The organism is Phenylobacterium sp. (genome assembly GCF_035276905.1).
In the GTDB taxonomy this organism is placed as follows: Bacteria; Pseudomonadota; Alphaproteobacteria; order Caulobacterales; family Caulobacteraceae; genus Phenylobacterium.
On the sequence record NZ_DATELG010000162.1, the window covers coordinates 37735 to 55878 of the forward strand.

Consider the following 18144-nt stretch of genomic DNA (forward strand, 5'->3'; position numbering starts at 1 on the left):
TCAGCCGCGATCGCGTTTCCTCTTCTCACGCCCGGGGTGCGGGCAAGGAGGATTCGATGAAGAAGCTCGTTCTGGCGGCGCTCGCAGCCGCCGCCATGGCGGCGGTCGCCGCGCCGGCCCTGGCCCACGAAGGCGATGACGACGACTGGTCGATCGAGTCGTACGACGCCTTCACCCAGCAGTACCACCACATCTGGGACGGCATTCAGCATGGCGTCTCCGACGGATCCTATTCGCCGCGGCAGGCGCAGTACTTCTATCGCCAGCTGCGCGGCATCCAGGCGCGCCGACTGGGAGCGGCGCACCGGCCAGTTCGATCCGGAAGAGATCAGCGACCGGCTGCAGGACCTGCATGAGCGGATGCACATCGCCCACGAGCGCGGCCATGAACGGATGAACAACGACTGGGGCTATGGCTACGGCTACCAGCCCTACGGCGGCTATCGCCGCTGGTAGGTCGGCGAACGCCTCCCCGAGCCCCGTATTCCGAGGGATGCGCGCGCCCCGGCGCGTATCCCCGGCGCATCCAACAAGGATATGACGCATGAAGTTGAACCTGATCGCCGCGGCGACGGCCCTCGCCCTAACCGGCTTGGCCACGCAGGCCTCGGCGCACGCGCACCTCTTGAGCTCGAGCCCGGCTGCGAATGCGACGGTCGCTGCGCCCGGCCAGCTCACGCTCAAGTTCAGCGAAAAGCTGCAGCCGAAGTTCTCCGGCCTGGCGATCACCATGCCGCAGATGAACAACATCGCCGCGCCGACGAAGGTCGCGGTCTCCAAGGACGGAAGGAGCCTGGTCGCCACGCCGACCACGCCGCTGTCCGCGGGAGTCTACAAGGTGAGCTGGCATGCGGTGACGGCCGACACGCACCGGGTCCAGGGGGCCTACAGCTTCACGGTGCGCTGAGACGGTGGACGCGGCGCTCATCCTCGTCCGGCTCGTCGCGCTCGCATCCGGCGTGGCGCTGTTCGGGGCGCCGCTCTTCGTCCTCTATGGCGGCCCGCCGGAGGAGGTCGCGCCGGGGCCGCTCAAGCCCCTGCTCGCCTGGGCGGCTCTAACGTCGGGCCTGGCGGCCGGCGCGGCGCTCGTCCTGCAAACGGGCGAGATGGCGGGCGAGCCCGCCGCGGGCCTCGATCCGGCGACCCTGCGCGACGTCATCACGAGCGGCGGCTTCGGGGCCTCGATCCTGGCGCGCTTGGGCGCCGCCTTGCCGGCGCTCGGCCTCCTGATCGCCTTGCGGGCTGGCCGAATGCTCTGGATTGTCACCGCAGCCCTGGGCGCCGTCGGTCTTTCCGCCCTCGCCTGGTCCGGACACGGCGCGGCCGACGAAGGAGCCGTCGGCCTGGCGCACACGGCCGCCGACATCGTCCATCTGCTCGCCGCCGGCGTATGGCTGGGCGCGCTTCTCGTCTTGGCGCTGCTCCTGTGGGCGCCGGAGCCGGGACCCAAGGCGCTCGGCGTCCTGCACCGAGCCCTGAAAGGCTTCTCCGGGGTCGGCTCCGTGGTCGTGGCGGCGTTGATCGCCAGCGGTCTCGCGAACAGCTGGTTTCTCGTCGGACCCGACCACGTCACGGATTTCGCGGCCTCGCTCTGGGGTCGGCTGCTTCTCGCGAAGCTCGCCATCTTCGCCGCCATGCTGATGTTGGCTGCGCTGAACCGCTTCCGCCTTACGCCGCGCCTCGAGGCCGCCTTGGTCGGAGACCCGCGAACCGCATTGTCGGCCTTGCGCCGCAGCCTCGCCCTGGAGAGCGCGGCAGGCCTCCTGGTTCTGGCCCTGGTGGCTGGGCTCGGACTCCTGGCGCCGCCCGCGGCGAACTGAATTCGCTGAGGTTGAGGGATGCGCCCCGCCGGGCGCGTAAACCCTGCGAGATCTGGCCCGGCCCCCGGCCTCTGCGCCATGGAGACAAGGATGAAGTTCGTGTTCGCCGCCGCCGCGGCTCTGCTGATCGCCACGCCCGCTCTCGCCCAGACGGCGGAGCCTGACGCCCACGCCAGCCATCATGCCGCCCAGACGACGGTTCAAGCGGTGGGACAGATCAAGTCGGTGGACGCTCGGGCCGGTACGGTGACGATCCATCATGGGCCGATCGCCGCCCTTGGCTGGCCGGCGATGACCATGAGCTTCAAGGCCGCGCCGGACGCGCTGCTGGTCGCCAAATCCGGCCAGGCGGTGAAATTCACCCTGAAGACGCCGGACAACGAGATCGTCGCCATCGAGCCGCAGTGACGGCGAAGCCTCAGGGATTTCGCGGCGTCGGTGCGTATACTCGATGGACCCACCAGGATCTGCGGAGATGACGAGAGACCTCGACGACTGGATCGCTGAACTGGCGGCGGCGCCGGTCGACCGTTCCTTGGTTGGCCTGGAGGCCTCGGTGGGCCGGGCGATCACCGCGAAGACGCGCGAGGCCCGGACGCTGAAGGCGCTGGGGCCCGTCCGCCTAGCCACGCTTGGCCTGGCGCTCGCCATGGGCGTGACGGCCGGCGGCGCCGTCGCCACAGCTGCGATCGGGACAGCTACTCCAGCCGGCGCGTTCGCCGCCGGCGCCCGGCTTGCGCCCTCGACCCTGCTGGATGGCGCAGGATGAGCCTCGCGCGCAGCATCGCGCTCACCCTGGTTCTCTCGATCATCGTCGCGGCGCTGGGCGCCTGGGGCGGGGCGCAATACGTGATGCGCCGGCTGCGCCCGGAACCGCCGCTGCACGAGCTCGTGCATCAGAAACTGCATCTCACGGCCGAGCAGCAACAGCGGATCGCGGGCCTGGAGCAGCGACACGAGGCGCAACGCGCGGCCCTGCAGGCGGAGATGCGCGCGGCGAACGCCGACCTGGCGCGCGCCATCCAGGCGCAGCACGCCTACACGCCTGAGGTCCAGGCCGCGGTGGACCGCTTCCACCACGCCATGGGCGCGCTGCAGAAGGAGACCATTTTGCATGTGCTGGCGATGCGGCACGTGCTGACGCCCGAGCAGGCGGCGCAGTTCGACGCGACCGTCGCCAGGTCCCTGACCGAAGAGCCCAAGTGAGCTCAGGCGCGGAAGCGTCAGACAATGCGCTGGCGCAAAGGGCCGCCGCCGGCGACGAGCGGGCTTTCGCGGAGCTCGTGCGCCGGCACAAGGACGGTCTCTATCGGCTGCTCCGTCGCTACACCGGAGATCCGGAGGACGCCTACGAGGCGGCGCACGAAGCCTTCGTCGCCGCCTGGAGCGTGCTCGGCCGCTACGATCCGGGCCGCCCGTTCGGCGCCTGGCTGCGGACCATCGCCATCAACAAGGCCCGCGACCGCGGCCGGCGAGCGCGCGTGCGCCGCCTGCTGTTCGGGACGAGGCCGCTGGAGGAGAGCGAGGCGATGGACGTCGCCGACCCGGCGCGGGCGGCCGACGAGGCCGTCATCGGCCGGCAGCGCAGCCAGAAGCTGGACCGGGCGATCGCGGCTCTGCCGCCGCAACTGAAGGCGGCGTTGCTGCTCACGGCGTTCGAAGGGCGCTCGCAGCAGGAGGCCGGCGCGATCCTCGGCGTATCGACCAAGACGGTCGAGACCCGTGTCTACAGGGCGCGGAAGATCCTCGCCGAACGCCTGGACGCGGAACTGCGGCCCTCGGCCGACAAGGCCTGAGACCGCATCGCAAGGGCGTCGACACGCTCAAACAGCGCTGACGGCGCGGTCGCGCGATCCCGGCGCCGGTCAGAGCTTCGTGGCCCGCAGCCGCAGGGCGTTGGTGATCACGCTCACCGAGGACAGAGCCATCGCCGCGGCCGCGATCTGCGGCGAGAGCAGCCAGCCGAACACCGGATAGAGCATCCCCGCCGCGACCGGCACGCCGGCCACGTTGTAAATGAAGGCGAACACCAGGTTCTGGCGGATGTTGCGCATCACCGCGCGCGACAGGCGGCGCGCTTTTACCAGCCCCTGCAGGTCCCCTTTCAGCAGCGTCACGCCGGCGCTCTCGATGGCGACGTCGGCTCCGGCGCCCATCGCCACGCCGACCTCGGCGGCCGCCAGCGCCGGGGCGTCGTTGACGCCATCCCCGGCCATCGCCACGGAGCGGCCTTCCGACCGGAACTTCTGGACGACCTTGGCCTTGTCCTCGGGCAGGACCTCGGCCTCGACCTCGTCGATCCCCAGCCGCTTGGCCACCGCGAGCGCGGTCGTGCGGTTGTCGCCCGTCATCATGACGAGGCGCACGCCGTCGGCCTTCAGCGCCTTCACGGCGTCCGGCGTGGTCGCCTTCACCGGGTCCGCGATGCCCAGGACGCCGGCGAGCCTGCCGTCGACGGTGGCGAAGATGGCCGTGGTTCCTTCGGCGCGAAGCCGCTCGGCCCGGCCCTCCAGCGGGCTCATGTCGACGCCCTGCTCGGTCATCAGGCGCGCGCCGCCCAGGACGATGCGGTTGCCGTCCACCGTGCCGAGCACGCCCTTGCCGACCGGCGAGTCGAAGTCCTGGGCCTCCGACAGGGTCAGGTTGCGGCCCTTGGCGGCGCGCAGGATCGCGTCGGCCAGCGGATGCTCGCTGCCGCGCTCGAGGCTGGCGGCGAGCCGGAGGAGTTCGGTCTCCTCGAAACCTGGGGCCGCGGCGATCGCGGTCACGGCGGGGCGGCCCTCGGTCAGGGTGCCGGTCTTGTCCACCACCAGGGTGTCGATCTTCTCGAAGCGCTCTAGGGCCTCGGCGTTCTTGATCAGCACGCCCGCCTGCGCGCCGCGCCCGACGCCCACCATGATCGACATGGGCGTGGCGAGACCTAGCGCGCAAGGGCAGGCGATGATCAGCACCGAAACGGCGGCGACGAGCGCGTAGGCGAACCTGGGCTCGGGGCCGACGAACGCCCAGACGGCGAAGGCGAGCAAGGCCACGGCGATGACCGCCGGCACGAACCAGGCGGAAACTTGGTCAGCCATGCGCTGGATCGGCGCGCGGCTTCGCTGGGCTTCGGCGACCATCTGGACGATACGCGACAGCAGGGTGTCGGCCCCGACCTTTTCCGCCCGCATGACGAAGGAGCCGGTCTTGTTGATGGAGCCGGCGATCACCTTGGCGCCGGGTTCCTTGGTCACGGGCATGGACTCGCCGGTGACCAGGCTCTCGTCGATGGACACGCGCCCTTCCAGCAGTTCGCCATCGACCGGGACCTTCTCGCCCGGCCGGACGCGGAGCCGGTCGCCGACATGGATGAGGTCGAGCGTAACCTCCTCGTCAGAGCCGTCGGCCTTGATCCGCCGGGCGGTCTTCGGGGCGAGATCGAGCAGCGCCTTGATGGCGCCGGACGTCCGCTCCCGGGCGCGCAGCTCCAGCACCTGGCCGAGCAGCACCAGGACGGTGATCACCGCGGCCGCCTCGAAGTAGACCGGCGCCGCCCCGCTCTTGTCACGGAACGCCGGCGGGAAGACGCCAGGCGCCAGCACCGCCGCCATGCTGTAGACCCAGGCCACGCCCACCCCCATGGCGATAAGGGTGAACATGTTGAGGCTGCGGCTCCTTAGCGAGGCCCAGCCGCGGACGAAGAAGGGCCAGCCGGCCCACAACACCACGGGCGTGCCGAGCGCCAGCTGGATCCAGTTGGAGGTCTGCCGGCTCAGCATCATCGTCAGGCCGCTGACGTGGCCGCCCATCTCGAGTGCGAGCACCGGCAAGGCGAGCACAAGCCCGACCCAGAAGCGCAGGGTCATGTCCTTGAGCTCGGGGCTCGGCCCGTCCTCGGCCGTGACCGTGGCGGGCTCCAGGGCCATGCCGCAGATCGGGCAGAACCCCGGGCCCACCTGGCGGATCTGCGGGTGCATCGGGCAGGTGTAGATCGCGCCAGCGGGCGCAGCCGGCGCCGGCGGCTTCTCCTGCGAGGCCAGATACCGGTCGGGGTCGGCGTCGAACTTGGTCTTGCAGCCCGCGGAGCAGAAGAAGAAGGAGCGCCCTTCCCGTTCCGCGCGACGCGGCGTCGTCTTGGGATCCACCTTCATGCCGCAGACCGGATCTGTGACGCGCCCATCATCGAGGGTCGCTGTCCGCTGACCGCCGTGTTCGTGATGATAATGATGGTGATGATGGCCGTCGCTCATCGCGTCATCTCCGGCATGCCCGTTGCGGGGTTCGGGGGAGGACGTATATACCCTGACGTGGTATTTCAAGGCATGCCCTGGAAGGGTATATTGCGGTCCAGGAGGACGCGTCTTTGATTGAAGACAAGAAGCCCAAACTGCTGAACCGGTTGCGGCGCATCGAGGGCCAGGTCCGGGGCGTCGCCCGCATGGTGGAAGAGGACCGGTACTGCATCGACATCCTCACCCAGACCCAGGCGTTGCGCGCCGCGCTGGCCAAGGTGGAGACTGAATTGCTGCGCGACCACGTCGACCACTGCGTTCGCAGCGCCTTCGCATCGGGAGACGCCCAGGACCAGCAGCAGAAGCTCGAGGAGCTTGTCGAAGTCCTGCAGCGCGGCGCGCGCTGAACGAGCGCACCGACGCTCACGAGCGGTCACCGCGCTGGCTCAGGGACCGGTCACGGGATTCCTGATCTCCCCGACGCCCTCCACGCTGACGGAAATGGTGTCTCCCGCCTTCATGAACACCGGCGGCTTGCGTCCGGCGCCCACGCCCCCTGGGGTGCCGGTGCTCAGGATGTCGCCCGGCTCGAAGGGAATCGACTTCGAGTAGCTCTCGATCAGGTCCGGGATGTCCCAGATCAGATCGGACAGGATTGCATCCTGCATCACCTCCCCGTTGAGCCGCGTGACAAGTCGCAGGCTGCGGTGGTCGGGGATTTCGTCCTTGGTGGTGACGTAGGGGCCAATCGGACAGAAGGTCGGGAAGCTCTTGTAGATCATGTTCAACGCCGGCCGGGCGTGGACGAATGTGTGGCTTTGCGCCTCGGCGCGGGTCCAGTCCCGCGCCGATACGTCGTTCAGGATCGTGTAGCCGGCGACATAGTCCATCGCCTCCTGGCGGGTTACGCCGAAACAGCGGCGGCCGAAGACGACGCACAGTTCCCCTTCGTAGTCGATGTAGTCCGGAGCCGCCGCGGGGATCTGAATGGGATCGAACGGCCCGGTGATCGAATGCAAGGCCTTGATGAAGCCGGCCGGCGGATGATCGGGCTTTTCCCGCGGGGCGTTGGGATCCCAGTCCTGCACGTGGCCATGGTAGGCTTGTCCGTGCAGGAAGAGGATCTTCGGCCGCGGCAGCGGCGCCATCAATCGGACCTCGTCCAGCGGACGCAGGGCGCCGCGCCGCCGCAGCGTGCCGCGCACTTCATTCGAGACGCTCGCCAAGGCGTCCAGGATCCGGTTGACGGCCGCCAACCCGTCTCCCGACATGTCGATAATGGCGGCGACCGAATCCGGCGCCTCCGCCGCGACCGGAAGCGCGTCGGCCGCCAGGCCGAAATCCAGGACCTCCCCGCCTACGACGCAACCGGGCGCGCCGAGCGGCGTGCGAGCAACAGTGACCAACTTCATGGGCCATCTCCTGTTAGAGGTGTTGCAGGCGGCGGCGGATTGATCAGGCCGCCTTCGCATGCGCGGAGTCGAAGGTGGCGAGCAGTTCGGCCTGCTCCTGCAGCACCCGCGCGCGATTGGCGTCCTTGACGTGGCCGTAGCCCCGGATCTGCATGACCGAAGCCGCCAGCTTCACGGCGACGTCCCGGTTCGCCGGCGACAGGCCCTCGATGAGACGGCCGACCAGCAGCTTGAAGTCCTCGATGTCCCGGCGTTCCTGCCGACGCTCGGCGGTCATGCCGAAGATGTCGAAGGGCGTGCCGCGCAGGACCTTGAGCGGCGCCAGGAGGGCGAAGGCGCCCTGCATCCACCCGCCGAACGTGCGCTTCACGGGTTTGCCGGTGAACCGGTCATGCTTGGCCAGGATCGGGGGCGCCAGGTGGAAGCTGATCTTGTAGTCGCCTTCGAACTGGGCCTTCAGCGCCTCGCGGAACTCTTGCGAGCGATAGAGGCGCGCCACCTCGTACTCGTCCTTGTAGGCCATCAGCTTGAACAACGACCGGGCCACGGCCTCGGTCAGCGCGAAGTCGGTGGCGCCGATGCGTTGTTCGGCGGCGTGGACCTGCTCGACAAACTGCCGATAAGCCTCGCCATAGGCCGAGTTCTGGTAGTCCTCGAGGAAGGCGACGCGCCGCCCGACGACCGACTCCAGGCTCTCGGCCTCGGCGCTTTCGGTTTCCATCCGGGCCGCCGTCGTCACCCTGTCGAGGTCGTGCGCCGCCAGGCGGCCCCAGGCGAACGCCCGCAGGTTGGCCTCGATGGCGACGCCGTTGAGCTCGATGGCGCGTTTGATCGCTTCGTAGGATAGCGGCAGCCGGCCGCTCTGGAAGGCGTAGCCCAGGGTGAACATGTTGGCCGCGATCGAATCGCCCATCAGCTGGGTGGCGATCCGCGTCGCCGGCACGAGGTGGAGATTTTCGCGGCCGACGGCCCGGCGCAGCTTGTTGCGCATTGCGGCGACGTTGATCCGGTAGTCCGGACGCGTCAGCCCGGCTGCGACGGGCGCCACGTCGTCGTTCACGACCGCCCAGGTGACGCCCTCCGCCAGCGAGGCCATGGCGTTCGGACTGACGGCGGTGACCATGTCGCAACCGAGCAACAGGTCCGCCCGGCCTTGCGCCACGCGCACGCCGAACAGGTCGGCAGGCTTCGGCGCCAGCCGCACATGGCTCATGACCGCGCCGTTCTTCTGGGCCATGCCGGTATTGTCGAGCACCGATACGCCGCGGCCTTCCAGGTGCGCCGCCATCCCGATGATGTGGCCGACGGTGATCACGCCGGTGCCGCCGATGCCGGTGATCAGGATGCTGCAGGGCTCGTCCAGCCGCGCAGCAGGCGCCGGCAGGCCCTCGGCCGGGTCGTCCGTGGCGACCTTGGACTTGCGCACCCTGGCGCCCTTCACGCTGACGAAGCTCGGGCAGAACCCCTCCACGCAGGAGTAGTCCTTGTTGCAGCTGGACTGGTCGATCTGGCGCTTCAGGCCGAACGGGGTCTCCACCGCCTGGACCGAGATGCAGTTGGAGGCGGCTTGGCAATCGCCGCATCCTTCGCAGACCAGCTTGTTGATGAAGATGCGCCGGTCCGGATCCGGGAAGGAGCCGCCCTTGCGCCGGCGGCGCTTTTCGGCCGCGCAGGTCTGATCGTAGATCAGGATCGTCAGTCCCGGCGTCTGGCTCAGCTCGCGCTGGACGACGTCAAGCTCCTCGCGCGGGCGGACGGTCACGCCGGGAGCCAATCCGCTAACGCCGGCATAGCGGCCCACGTCGTCGGTGACGATGACGGTCTTTCTGGCGCCCTGCGCCTTCACCTGATGGGTGATCTGCGGGACGGTCAGGTGGCCTTCGACCGGCTGACCGCCGGTCATGGCGACAGCGTCGTTGTAGAGGATCTTGTAGGTGATGTTGACGCCCGCCGCGGCGGCCGCGCGGATCGCAAGCAGCCCCGAGTGGCTGTAGGTGCCGTCACCCAAGTTCTGGAACACATGGGCCCGGCTGCTGAAGGGCGCTTGGCCAACCCAATGCAGGCCCTCTCCGCCCATCTGGCTGACCGGGCCGGTGTTGCGTTCCGGCATCCACATCACCATGCCGTGGCAGCCGATGCCGGCCATGCCCCGGCTGCCGTCAGGCAGCTTGGTGGATGTGTTGTGCGGGCAACCCGAGCAGAAGTAGGCCTGCCGCACCACGTCGGGCTTGGCAAGCAGCTGCGCCGCCGGCAGGCGTTGGGCGAAGGGCCGCACATCCACGTTCAGGAACTGCAGGCGCTCGCAGATGACGCGGCCGACGAAGGCCGAATTCACCTCTCCGAAAGGCGGGATCAGCGCCTGCCCCGCCTCGTCCTTCTTTCCCACGATCCGCGGGCGCGGCCCTTCGATGCGGTACAGCAGGGACGCGAGTTGCTCCTCAATGAGCCCGCGTTTCTCCTCGACCACGAGGATCTCTTCCAGGCCCGCCGCGAACCGGAGCGCCCCGCGGGCCTCCAATGGCCAGGAAAGGCCGAGCTTGTAGACCCGGATGCCGAGTTCGGACGCCTGCGCCTCGCCGATGCCGAGGTCCGCCAGCGCCTGACGCACATCCAGGTAGCTCTTGCCCGCAGCGACGATCCCCAGGCGCGGCCTGGGGCTGTCCAGCACCACCTTGTCGATCGAGTTGGTCCGCGCGAACGCCGCCAGCGCGTCCATCTTCGGCCCGAACAGGCGCCGCTCCTGTTCCAGAAACGGGTCCGGCCAGCGGATGTTGAGGCCGCCTTCGGGAAGGACGAAGTCGGGCGGGACCATGGTGTGGATCCGATCGGGGGACACGTCCACCGATCCGCCGCTCTCCACCGTATCCACGGCCAGTTTGAAGCCGACCCACAGGCCTGAGAAACGGGAGAGCTCGAACGCCCAGAGGCCGTAATCGATGATGTCCTGCGCGCCGGTCGGCTGCAGGGTGGGAATGCCCGCGGTGACGAAGTTGAAGTCGCTGTGGCTGGCGGCGGAGGAAGACTGGCAGGCATGGTCGTCGCCCGCCACGACCAGGACCCCGCCGCTTTTGGACGATCCGGCCAGGGCGCCATGCTTCAGCGCGTCCATCGCCCGGTCCACGCCGGGCGACTTGCCGTACCAGATGGCGTTGACGCCAGCCACCTTGGCTTCCGCGGGATAAAGGTCGAGCTGTTGCGAGCCCCACACGGCGGTAGCGGCCAATTCCTCGTTCAGCCCCGGCTGGAACACCACGCCATTGTCGGCGAGTTGCTTGCGCGCCTTCCATAGAGCGCTGTCGTAGCCGCCGAGAGGCGAACCGCGGTACCCGCTGATGAAACCGGCCGTGTTCCGCCCTGCCGACCTATCTCGCTGCTGCTGCAGCATCGGCAGGCGGACCAGCGCCTCAATACCCGTGAGGAACACCCGGCCCGAGGCGCGGAGATACTTGTCCTCAAGTCTATAGTCGTAGTCGAGCACCGTCATGGTCTTGAACCTCGTTCGGCGACGTTGACCAAGGCGTCGTGCGGGAAAGTGGCGCGAGCAGGCGCCGGACATCCCTGCAAACGGCAAGGGAACCTGGCGGCGGAGCCTGGCCAGGGCCTTCTCGAAACGCCGCCGCGTTCATCAGCCATTTTCTAGTGTGATCTTTGGATCCGAAGCTCGCTCCGGCGCAGCTTGACGGGTGGCGCATAGCTTCGGTCGCGCGGCCCCCCAAAAACCTTCGTCTGCGGCGCTTTGAACATCAGCGACACGGCTCTCCCTCCTCGCTCAGGAGAGCCACTCTAGCCATTATTGTACGACTGTCCAGTCGAAGCGCCTTGGCCGCCCCTCCCCGGGCCTGGACGCTTGCCACCGGAGTGAACCGCCCTATTTTCGGACCATGCGTGAAGCTGCAGACAAGGCGATCCTGGCCAAAGGCGCTAAAACCCGGCAATCGATCTTGGACGCCGCAGAAGAGCTCTTCGGCAACGATCATTACGACTCCATCTCCATGCGCGACGTGGCGCAGAAGGCGGACGTTCTGCTGGGGCTGGTCAGCTATCACTTCAAAAGCAAGGAGAAGCTCTTCGAAGAGGTGGTCGCCCGCAGGGCGGACGAAGCGAACGCAGCTCGGCTTGCGGCCCTTCGCAAGCACGAAGACCCCACGATTGAGCAGGTGCTCGACGCCTTCGTTCGCCCGGCCGTGGAGATGGGCTTCCGCCCGGAATGGCGGAACTACTCGCGGCTTACGAACCAAGTCTACCACGGCGAACGCTGGCGAGACCTGAACATACGGCTGTTCTACCCGACAGCCCGAGAATTCTACCAAGCCCTTGTGCGCGCCATCCCGGGAGCCTCGGAGACCGCATTGGCGCGCGGCTTCACCTATACTGTATTCGCCATGCTCGGCGCCGTGTACGATAATAATAAATATGAAGATTTGACCGGCGACGATTCGCTCGCCACCGCCGACGACATCCTGCGGAGCTTGCTGCCGTTCGCGGCCGGCGGGCTCAAAGCTCTGGCGGCGACGGGCGTGGACGCCGCTTCGCCACCGCGCCCCCCGGCCTCGCCGGCCCCCAACGTCATCCCGCTCGGCAAGTCCTGAGGACAGCGGAAGGCTCCAGGAGGCGGACCTTCGCCGGGGGCGTGGCTGTCCGGCGACTAGGCAATGTGAGCCGTCGGCCGCGCCGGTCTATGAGGCGACCTTGGGGCGTTGACCTGATGCAGGCGTCGCGGCGCGCGGGCACGCTGGTCCGAACATCAGACCGACCGGGAAGCGCTTTCGATGAGAGCCGGGCTCGCTCCAGCCTTGGCTGCAGGCCTGTTGCTCGGCGGCGGCGCGCCGGACAGCGCCGCCCCGCCCGCGCGGACGGCCCGGGCCGAAAGTTGCGCCGTTTCGCCCTCGCTCAGCCCTGCAGACTGCGCCCAGATCCTGCGGAAGCTGGCCCGATTTGCCGACGCCGCCTATGGGGGCGATCCGACAGCGACGCCGCCGCCCGATTTCCACGCCGCCGAGATCGCCGGCGTTTCGCTTCGGGCCGGGCGCTATCGGAATGAATCGGCGACCGCCCTCGTCATGACAGCCCAGTTCGATAAAGCGTCCGTGCTCGTTGTCGGCTTTGGGGGAAGCGACGATGCCGCCACCTGGCTTGCCGACCTGCGGGACATCAATGCGCCGTATCGACAATTCCGGCCGCTGATGCGCGCTCTTGAAGCAGACGCCGCGGCCCGCCGAAAGGTGCTCCTGGTCGGACATAGCTTCGGCGGCGCAGTGGTGCAGCTTTTCATGTTCGCCCATGCCGGGGACGACAAATACCGCGCGGTCACCTTTGGCTCGCCTGGCGCGCGGCCACAGGCCGGCGTGTTCGCCGCGCAGGCCGACCCCCGCATCGCCAACGTGGTCATCGGCGACGACCCCTATGTGTTCCTCGGCGAGCATCGGGCCGAGGTCGCGGCCTATGCCCGCCGTAACCGGATCTACGCGCTCGCCCTGGCGGGCGCGATCGCCCATGAGAGCGGCCTCTCCCTCGCCCAGGTCGTCGCTTCGGAGCCCTATCTGACCGCCGACTACGTCAACAACGGCTGCAAGGTCATCCTGTCGCCCCGTCGGTCAGGCCTGAGCGTCTCGACTGTGATCGGCGCCGACCCCGACGAGCACGAGATCGAGACCTACGTCGCGCGGATCGCCCCTGCGCAAGGCTCCGCCCTTCCCCACCTTGCGGAGGGTCTGCTACCCGCCGGAGATTAGAGCCGATTGCGCGGGCGCGGCGTCGGTCAGCTCAGGCGCCGGATGCTGGCGACGAGCCCCTCCCGGCGCCACTCCCGCTCGATGGCCGTGTTCAACTGTTTGGCCAGGCCTTCCATGAGCCGCGATCCGAAGCCCTGGCGCGAGGGCCGCTGGACCTCCGGGCCGCCGATTTCCTCCCAGTCAATGTCGAGCCCGCCGCGAGGAGAGAACCGCCACCGGACCGTGACGCGTCCCGGAACCGTCGTGAGCGCCCCGTGTTTGGCGGCGTTAGTGGCCAGTTCGTGGAAAATCATTCCGAGCGGCTGCACCTGCTCGGGTCGAAGCATGTGGTGGGGACCCACGAGCTTGAACTGCCCAGGCTTGGCGATGGCCTCGAGTTCGCGCTCGATCACCTGTCGCACCGGCGCGCCCTCCCACCGCTGGGCGGCGAGCGAGCCTTGCGCGCGCCCGAGCGCGCAGATGCGGTTCAGCACGATCTCCTTATAGGCCGCAGTGTTCGGAGCTTTCGTGAGTTGCACGATCGACTGGATCACGGCGAGCGCGTTCCTGGCCCGGTGATCCACTTCGCGCATGAGCAGCTCTCGCGCCTGTTCGTTGCGCTTCTGCTCGGAAATATCCCGCACCTCGATGATGGTGCCGACGGTCTTCGACTCTTCGTCGCGAATAGGACTTGCGGTGAAAGCCACGGGATAGAAGCGCCCGTCGCGGTGGACGAAGATCTCCTCGCCTTGCTCCTGATTGTTCTCCAGGTAGGCGCGGTCGATCGGGCATTCGTGGAGCGGGTATGGAGAGCCGTCCGGCCGCGTGTGGTGCACCACGTCGTGCAACGGCTGGCCGAATGTCTCTTCCAGGCTGTAGCCCGTCAGCTTTTCCGCAGTCGCGTTCATGTAGGTGCAGTGCTGGCGGGCGTCCATCAGGAAGATCGCCACGCTCGCATTGTCGAGAACCGCGTTCAGCCGCCGCTCGCTCTCGCGCAGCGCGGCTTCGACGCGCAGCCGCTCGCTCGCCATCGCCAAGTACTGCGTGACGGTGCGGAGGAATTGCAGCTCGTCCTCGCTGAACTTCTCCCCGTGGCGGCGCCCGAACCCGAGCCCGCCGAGCAGTCGCGGCCCCACGAGCATCGAGGTGCAGGCGTAGCAGGTCAGCCCCAGGCGCCTCAGCAGAACGGCCCGCGAATCTTCGGAACAGTGGATCCCGGCCGCGTAACGTGGCTCTCGGCGCGAGGCCGCACCTTCGTATGCGGCCGCGCCCAGTTCGAGGTAGGCGGCCTCGTCGCGGCGCGGGTCGTCCACGCCGGCGACAGCGCCGAGGCGCAACCGGCCGTCCGGCTCGGCCGTGTAGCTGACGTACACGTCAAGCCTGAGTTCGCCTCGGATCAAGGCGAAGAGCTCAGCGGTCGCCAGCTCGGCGTCGGTCGCCGCCAGCAGACGGCCTGCGGCCTCATTGAGGAGGCGCAGATAGGCGCTGGCCAGCTGTGGCCGGTTGCTGTCGGCGGCTTCCACGCTCACCATGATCTCCGCGGAGAGGGGCGAAGGCCCGAATACGATGACGACAAGCCTCCCTTGGCGTCGAAGCGCGCGCCGAAAAGGCCGGATTTTTCCGCGACATTGGCCATCTGCGCCGCCTCATGCTGCATCGCGACATTGACGGCCCGGCGCCGGATTGTCGACGGTGGATCCTCAGCTGTCTGGCCGAGCTGCGCCAACAGGGGAAGTTCGACCACCGTGAGAATCCGGACCTTCCCGCGCTAGGTGCTTTCCACTGCGGCATGCGGCGGCGCTAGGGACCCTGGTCAAGGAGCCAGGCCGGGATCGCTCCGCTTCACCCTCGCCCGACGAACGGCATGTTCGTCGCCATCAGGGTCATGAACTGCACGTTGGCCTCCAACGGCAGCTCGGCCATGTAGACAAGGGCGCGGGCGACATCCTCCACCGCCATGACCGGCTCGGCGCGCACTGATCCATCGGCCTGGGGCATGCCGATCTTCATCTTCGCGGCGAGATCGGTGTCGGCGTTGCCGATGTCGATCTGGCCGCAGGCGATGCGGAACGGCCGGCCGTCCAGCGACAGGCTCTTCGTCAGGCCGGTGATCGCGTGCTTGGTCACTGTGTAGGCGAGCGAGCCCGGCCGCGGCGCGTGGGCGGAGATCGAGCCGTTGTTGACGATCCGCCCGCCCTGCGGCGACTGGGCGCGCATCTGCCGGAACGCCTCGCGCGCGCAGTGGAAGGCGCCGGTGAGGTTGGTCCGCACGACCCGGTCCCACTCCTCGTCGGCATAGGCGTCGATCAGGCCGGGCTTGGCGCTGACGCCGGCGTTGTTGAACAGCAGGTCCAGGCGGCCGAAGCGCTCGGCCGCCGCCGCGAAGGCGGCGCGCACGCTTGCCGCCTCGCCGACGTCCGCCGCCAAAGGCAGGGCGGCTTCGCCGATCTCGCCCGCCAGCTCGGCCAAAGGCTCCGGCCGGCGGCCGACCAGGACGAGGCGCCAGCCGGCGCGGGCCAGCGCCAGCGCCGAGGCGCGGCCGATGCCGCTGCCGGCGCCGGTGACGAGGGCGACCTTTGCGGCGACTTTCGTGCTCATGACGTCTCCTCCGCCCGCCCGCGGTCGAGCGAGGCCCAGGTCTGCGCAGGCATGGTATTCGCAACCCGCCGCCCCGCGATAGCCGAAGCCTGGGGCGGCTGAGCCGCAGCAACCTCGGCGCCGGCCATCGCGTTCATCTGATGGAGGCCGGCCATGGGCTGGAAGCAGTGCGTCATTTCGATCCAGGACAGCTACGAACAGCTGCATGAGGGCGTCCGCCTGCTGGCGCTCGCCAACAAGGACTCGGTGGACATCGCCCTCTTCACCCGGACCATGCCCGACCATCGCCACCGCGTGCTGCTGCTGTCGCCGCTCGCGGCCGAGCTGGCGGGCGACGCCCTGTGCGACCGCTGGACCGCCTCCGAGGCGCCGGAGTTGTTCGAATGGGACCTGGTCCACGGCTCGCCCGGGGCCTGCGAACGCTTCGGCCTCTGCCGGCCGACCTTCGGGCGTGGGCACACGCCGCCGCTGGTCTTCGGAGAAAAGCCGGACGCGACGGGCGAATCCGGCCGCAGGTAGCCGCGCCTGAGCGCGCCCGCGCTGTGCTCGACCCACGAAAACCTATCACACCCGCAGATTTTCTGCGGCGCCGGTTGCTTGACCGTGGGCCGCCGGCCGCGTCTAGGTCGCGGCGGTTCCACAGTCCGGACGCCCGCGAGTGCACCTGCTCGACCACATCAACCCGCTGTACACGCTCTCAGGCCTGGTCGTCGGCTTCCTGGTCGGCCTGACCGGGGTGGGCGGCGGCTCGCTGATGACGCCGCTGCTGGTGCTGGTGTTCGGCATCCACCCGACGACCGCGGTCGGCACGGACCTGCTCTATGCCGCCGCCACCAAGACCGTCGGCACGGGGGTGCACGGCTTCAAGGGCACGGTGCAGTGGAAGATCGTCGGCCGGCTGGCCGCCGGCAGCGTGCCGGCGACGATCCTTACGCTGTGGCTGCTGCACCAGCACAAGGGCCCGGCCGCCGGCTCGCTGATCACCATCACCCTGGGCTGGGCGCTGCTGGTCACCGCGCTGGCGGTGCTGTTCCGCAAGACCATCGTCAAGGCGCTGGCGTCGCGTGCGATGGAGCTGGGCGAGGGCCAGGTCGCCGCCCTGACGATCCTGCTGGGCGCGGCGCTGGGGACTCTGGTCTCATTGACCTCGGTCGGCGCCGGCGCGCTTGGCATGACCGTGCTGCTGATCCTCTACCCGCGCACCGACATCGCCAGGCTGGTGGGCTCGGACATCGCCCACGCCGTGCCGCTGACCCTGATCGCCGGCCTGGGCCACTGGATGATGGGCTCGGTGGACTGGATCCTGCTGGTCTCGCTGCTGTCGGGCTCGGTCCCCGGCATCATCCTGGGCAGCGTGCTGGCCGCGCGCACGCCCGATGGGGTGCTGCGCCCGGTGCTGGCGAGCGTGCTGGTGCTGGTCGGCGTCAAGCTGTTGACCTGACGGCGGCCTTACGGGCGAGCCGGCGAGCGAAGCGGGCGGGCGCCACCAGCTCGGCCTGGTCCGCCGGCAACGGGCTCGGCGCGCCCATCGCCAGCGCCGCGACATGCTCGGCCAGCAGCGGCGCCAGAGAAAAGCCGCGCGAGCCGAAGCCGGTCAGCAGGAACAGGCCGTCCGCCTCGCCCGCCACCGGCAGCCGGTCCGCCGTCGTCGCGCGCAGCGAGGCCCGGCCCAACAGCGGCCGCGCCGACAGCCGCGCGGCGAGCGCGGGCAGGGTCTTGGTCACCGTTTCCAGGTTGCGTGCGTGGTCCGCCGCGCGCACCTCCAGCCCCATGTCGCCGCGGTCGTGGGTCGCGCCGAACAGGACGCCGTCGCGCGTCGGGACCGCATAGCCGCCCCAGGCGCAGGCCGGCGGCGGATCCGCAAGCTTCGCCCAGCTGGCCTGGCCGCGCACCGGCTGCAGCCCCGGCGACGGCGCGAGCGCGGCGCTCCCCAGGCCCGCGGCGAGGATCACCGCGTCGACCTCGGCGAGCTCCGTTCCGGCGGCGTCACGCAGGCGCCAGCCCATCTCGCTGCGGACGAGCTCGGTCACGCGGGCGATCCGCGGCCTCGCCAGCCAGTCGGCCAGGATCGGCGCGGGATCGACGACCAGCGCCGTCGCCTGGGCGAGCGCGGCGGACGCAGCCTCCCCCAGCCGGGCGCTCGCCGCCTCGGCGTCGAGCAGGTCGAGCGCGCCGGGTTCGAAGAGGTCGCAGCCGGCGATGCGGGCGAACCGGTCGAGGTCGCGCGGGCCGGCCGCCAGTTGCAGCACGCCGCGGGCGATGACCGCCTGAGGGCAGGCCTCGTAGAGCTGCACCGCGCGGCGGAAGGCGCCGGCGAAGAGGCGCGCCGGGGCCGCCAGGCCGGCGTCGAGCCTGGGCGTGACCAGGGCCGCGGGATTGCCGGAGCCGCCCG

Annotated in this window: 19 protein-coding genes; 12 read left to right on the forward strand and 7 right to left on the reverse strand. The window is 69.3% G+C overall.

The window, feature by feature from the left end; translation table 11 throughout:
• Positions 1-56 precede the first annotated feature (56 nt).
• The 7 genes from VJS38_RS07490 (at position 57) to VJS38_RS07520 (ending at position 3616) form a co-directional block, all read left to right on the forward strand.
• Positions 57-356 (forward strand): hypothetical protein, encoded by a 300-nt coding sequence (locus tag VJS38_RS07490; protein ID WP_324087527.1) that lies wholly within the window; start codon positions 57-59, stop codon positions 354-356.
• A gap of 188 nt (positions 357-544) precedes the next feature.
• Positions 545-907 (forward strand): copper homeostasis periplasmic binding protein CopC, encoded by a 363-nt coding sequence (copC, locus tag VJS38_RS07495; RefSeq protein WP_324087528.1) that lies wholly within the window; start codon positions 545-547, stop codon positions 905-907.
• A gap of 4 nt (positions 908-911) precedes the next feature.
• Positions 912-1820, forward strand: a complete 909-nt coding sequence (gene copD / locus VJS38_RS07500; protein WP_324087529.1) for a copper homeostasis membrane protein CopD — start codon at positions 912-914, stop codon at positions 1818-1820.
• Between the two features lie 90 nt (positions 1821-1910).
• Positions 1911-2228 (forward strand): copper-binding protein, encoded by a 318-nt coding sequence (locus VJS38_RS07505; protein WP_324087530.1) that lies wholly within the window; start codon positions 1911-1913, stop codon positions 2226-2228.
• Between the two features lie 67 nt (positions 2229-2295).
• A complete protein-coding gene (locus VJS38_RS07510) occupies positions 2296-2589 on the forward strand; it encodes a hypothetical protein (protein WP_324087531.1) in 294 nt (97 codons plus the stop codon).
• Positions 2586-3026, forward strand: coding sequence for a Spy/CpxP family protein refolding chaperone (locus VJS38_RS07515; protein WP_324087532.1), 441 nt, complete (start codon positions 2586-2588; stop codon positions 3024-3026). The genes VJS38_RS07510 and VJS38_RS07515 overlap by 4 nt, the downstream gene beginning before the upstream one ends.
• Positions 3023-3616, forward strand: coding sequence for an RNA polymerase sigma factor (locus tag VJS38_RS07520; protein ID WP_324087533.1), 594 nt, complete (start codon positions 3023-3025; stop codon positions 3614-3616). The genes VJS38_RS07515 and VJS38_RS07520 overlap by 4 nt, the downstream gene beginning before the upstream one ends.
• A gap of 69 nt (positions 3617-3685) precedes the next feature.
• On the opposite strand, the gene VJS38_RS07525 is transcribed toward VJS38_RS07520, so the two are convergent.
• Positions 3686-6049: a heavy metal translocating P-type ATPase gene (locus VJS38_RS07525; RefSeq protein ID WP_324087534.1), complete on the reverse strand. Its 2364-nt coding sequence runs from the start codon at positions 6047-6049 to the stop codon at positions 3686-3688.
• Between the two features lie 113 nt (positions 6050-6162).
• On the opposite strand from VJS38_RS07525, the gene VJS38_RS07530 reads away from it, so the two are divergent.
• Positions 6163-6438, forward strand: a complete 276-nt coding sequence (locus VJS38_RS07530) for a metal-sensitive transcriptional regulator (protein WP_324087535.1) — start codon at positions 6163-6165, stop codon at positions 6436-6438.
• Between the two features lie 39 nt (positions 6439-6477).
• Here the strand turns inward: VJS38_RS07530 and VJS38_RS07535 are convergent, their stop codons facing one another.
• Positions 6478-7443: a fumarylacetoacetate hydrolase family protein gene (locus VJS38_RS07535; protein WP_324087536.1), complete on the reverse strand. Its 966-nt coding sequence runs from the start codon at positions 7441-7443 to the stop codon at positions 6478-6480.
• A 43-nt stretch (positions 7444-7486) separates the two neighbouring features.
• Positions 7487-10927 carry an indolepyruvate ferredoxin oxidoreductase family protein gene (locus VJS38_RS07540; RefSeq protein ID WP_324087537.1) on the reverse strand — a complete coding sequence of 1147 codons (3441 nt, stop codon included), beginning with the start codon at positions 10925-10927 and terminating at the stop codon, positions 7487-7489.
• Positions 10928-11384: 457 nt separating this feature from the next.
• Here VJS38_RS07540 and VJS38_RS07545 point away from each other — a divergent pair, with 457 nt between their 5' ends.
• Both VJS38_RS07545 and VJS38_RS07550 read left to right on the forward strand, forming a co-directional pair.
• On the forward strand, positions 11385-12032 hold the full coding sequence (locus VJS38_RS07545; RefSeq protein ID WP_324087538.1) for a TetR/AcrR family transcriptional regulator: 648 nt from the start codon (positions 11385-11387) through the stop codon (positions 12030-12032).
• A gap of 219 nt (positions 12033-12251) precedes the next feature.
• Positions 12252-13175, forward strand: a complete 924-nt coding sequence (locus tag VJS38_RS07550; protein ID WP_324087539.1) for a hypothetical protein — start codon at positions 12252-12254, stop codon at positions 13173-13175.
• Between the two features lie 26 nt (positions 13176-13201).
• Here the strand turns inward: VJS38_RS07550 and VJS38_RS07555 are convergent, their stop codons facing one another.
• The 3 genes from VJS38_RS07555 to VJS38_RS07565 all read right to left on the reverse strand — a co-directional run bounded on the left by VJS38_RS07555 (position 13202) and on the right by VJS38_RS07565 (position 15752).
• Positions 13202-14683, reverse strand: coding sequence for a PAS domain S-box protein (locus VJS38_RS07555; RefSeq protein ID WP_324087540.1), 1482 nt, complete (start codon positions 14681-14683; stop codon positions 13202-13204).
• Complete coding sequence (locus tag VJS38_RS07560) at positions 14680-14898, reverse strand: hypothetical protein (protein WP_324087541.1); 219 nt, start codon at positions 14896-14898, stop codon at positions 14680-14682. Before VJS38_RS07560 ends, VJS38_RS07555 begins: the two co-directional genes overlap by 4 nt.
• 98 nt (positions 14899-14996) lie before the next feature.
• A complete protein-coding gene (locus VJS38_RS07565; protein ID WP_324087542.1) occupies positions 14997-15752 on the reverse strand; it encodes an SDR family oxidoreductase in 756 nt (251 codons plus the stop codon).
• A 153-nt stretch (positions 15753-15905) separates the two neighbouring features.
• Between VJS38_RS07565 and VJS38_RS07570 the strand changes: the two genes are divergently transcribed.
• Positions 15906-16271 (forward strand): hypothetical protein, encoded by a 366-nt coding sequence (locus tag VJS38_RS07570; protein WP_324087543.1) that lies wholly within the window; start codon positions 15906-15908, stop codon positions 16269-16271.
• Positions 16272-16410: 139 nt separating this feature from the next.
• A complete protein-coding gene (locus VJS38_RS07575; RefSeq protein WP_324087544.1) occupies positions 16411-17193 on the forward strand; it encodes a sulfite exporter TauE/SafE family protein in 783 nt (260 codons plus the stop codon).
• Here VJS38_RS07575 and VJS38_RS07580 read toward each other — a convergent pair.
• The coding region (locus VJS38_RS07580) for an FAD-dependent oxidoreductase (RefSeq protein WP_324087545.1) at positions 17177-18144 on the reverse strand (968 nt) is incomplete at its 5' end. The genes VJS38_RS07575 and VJS38_RS07580 overlap by 17 nt on opposite strands.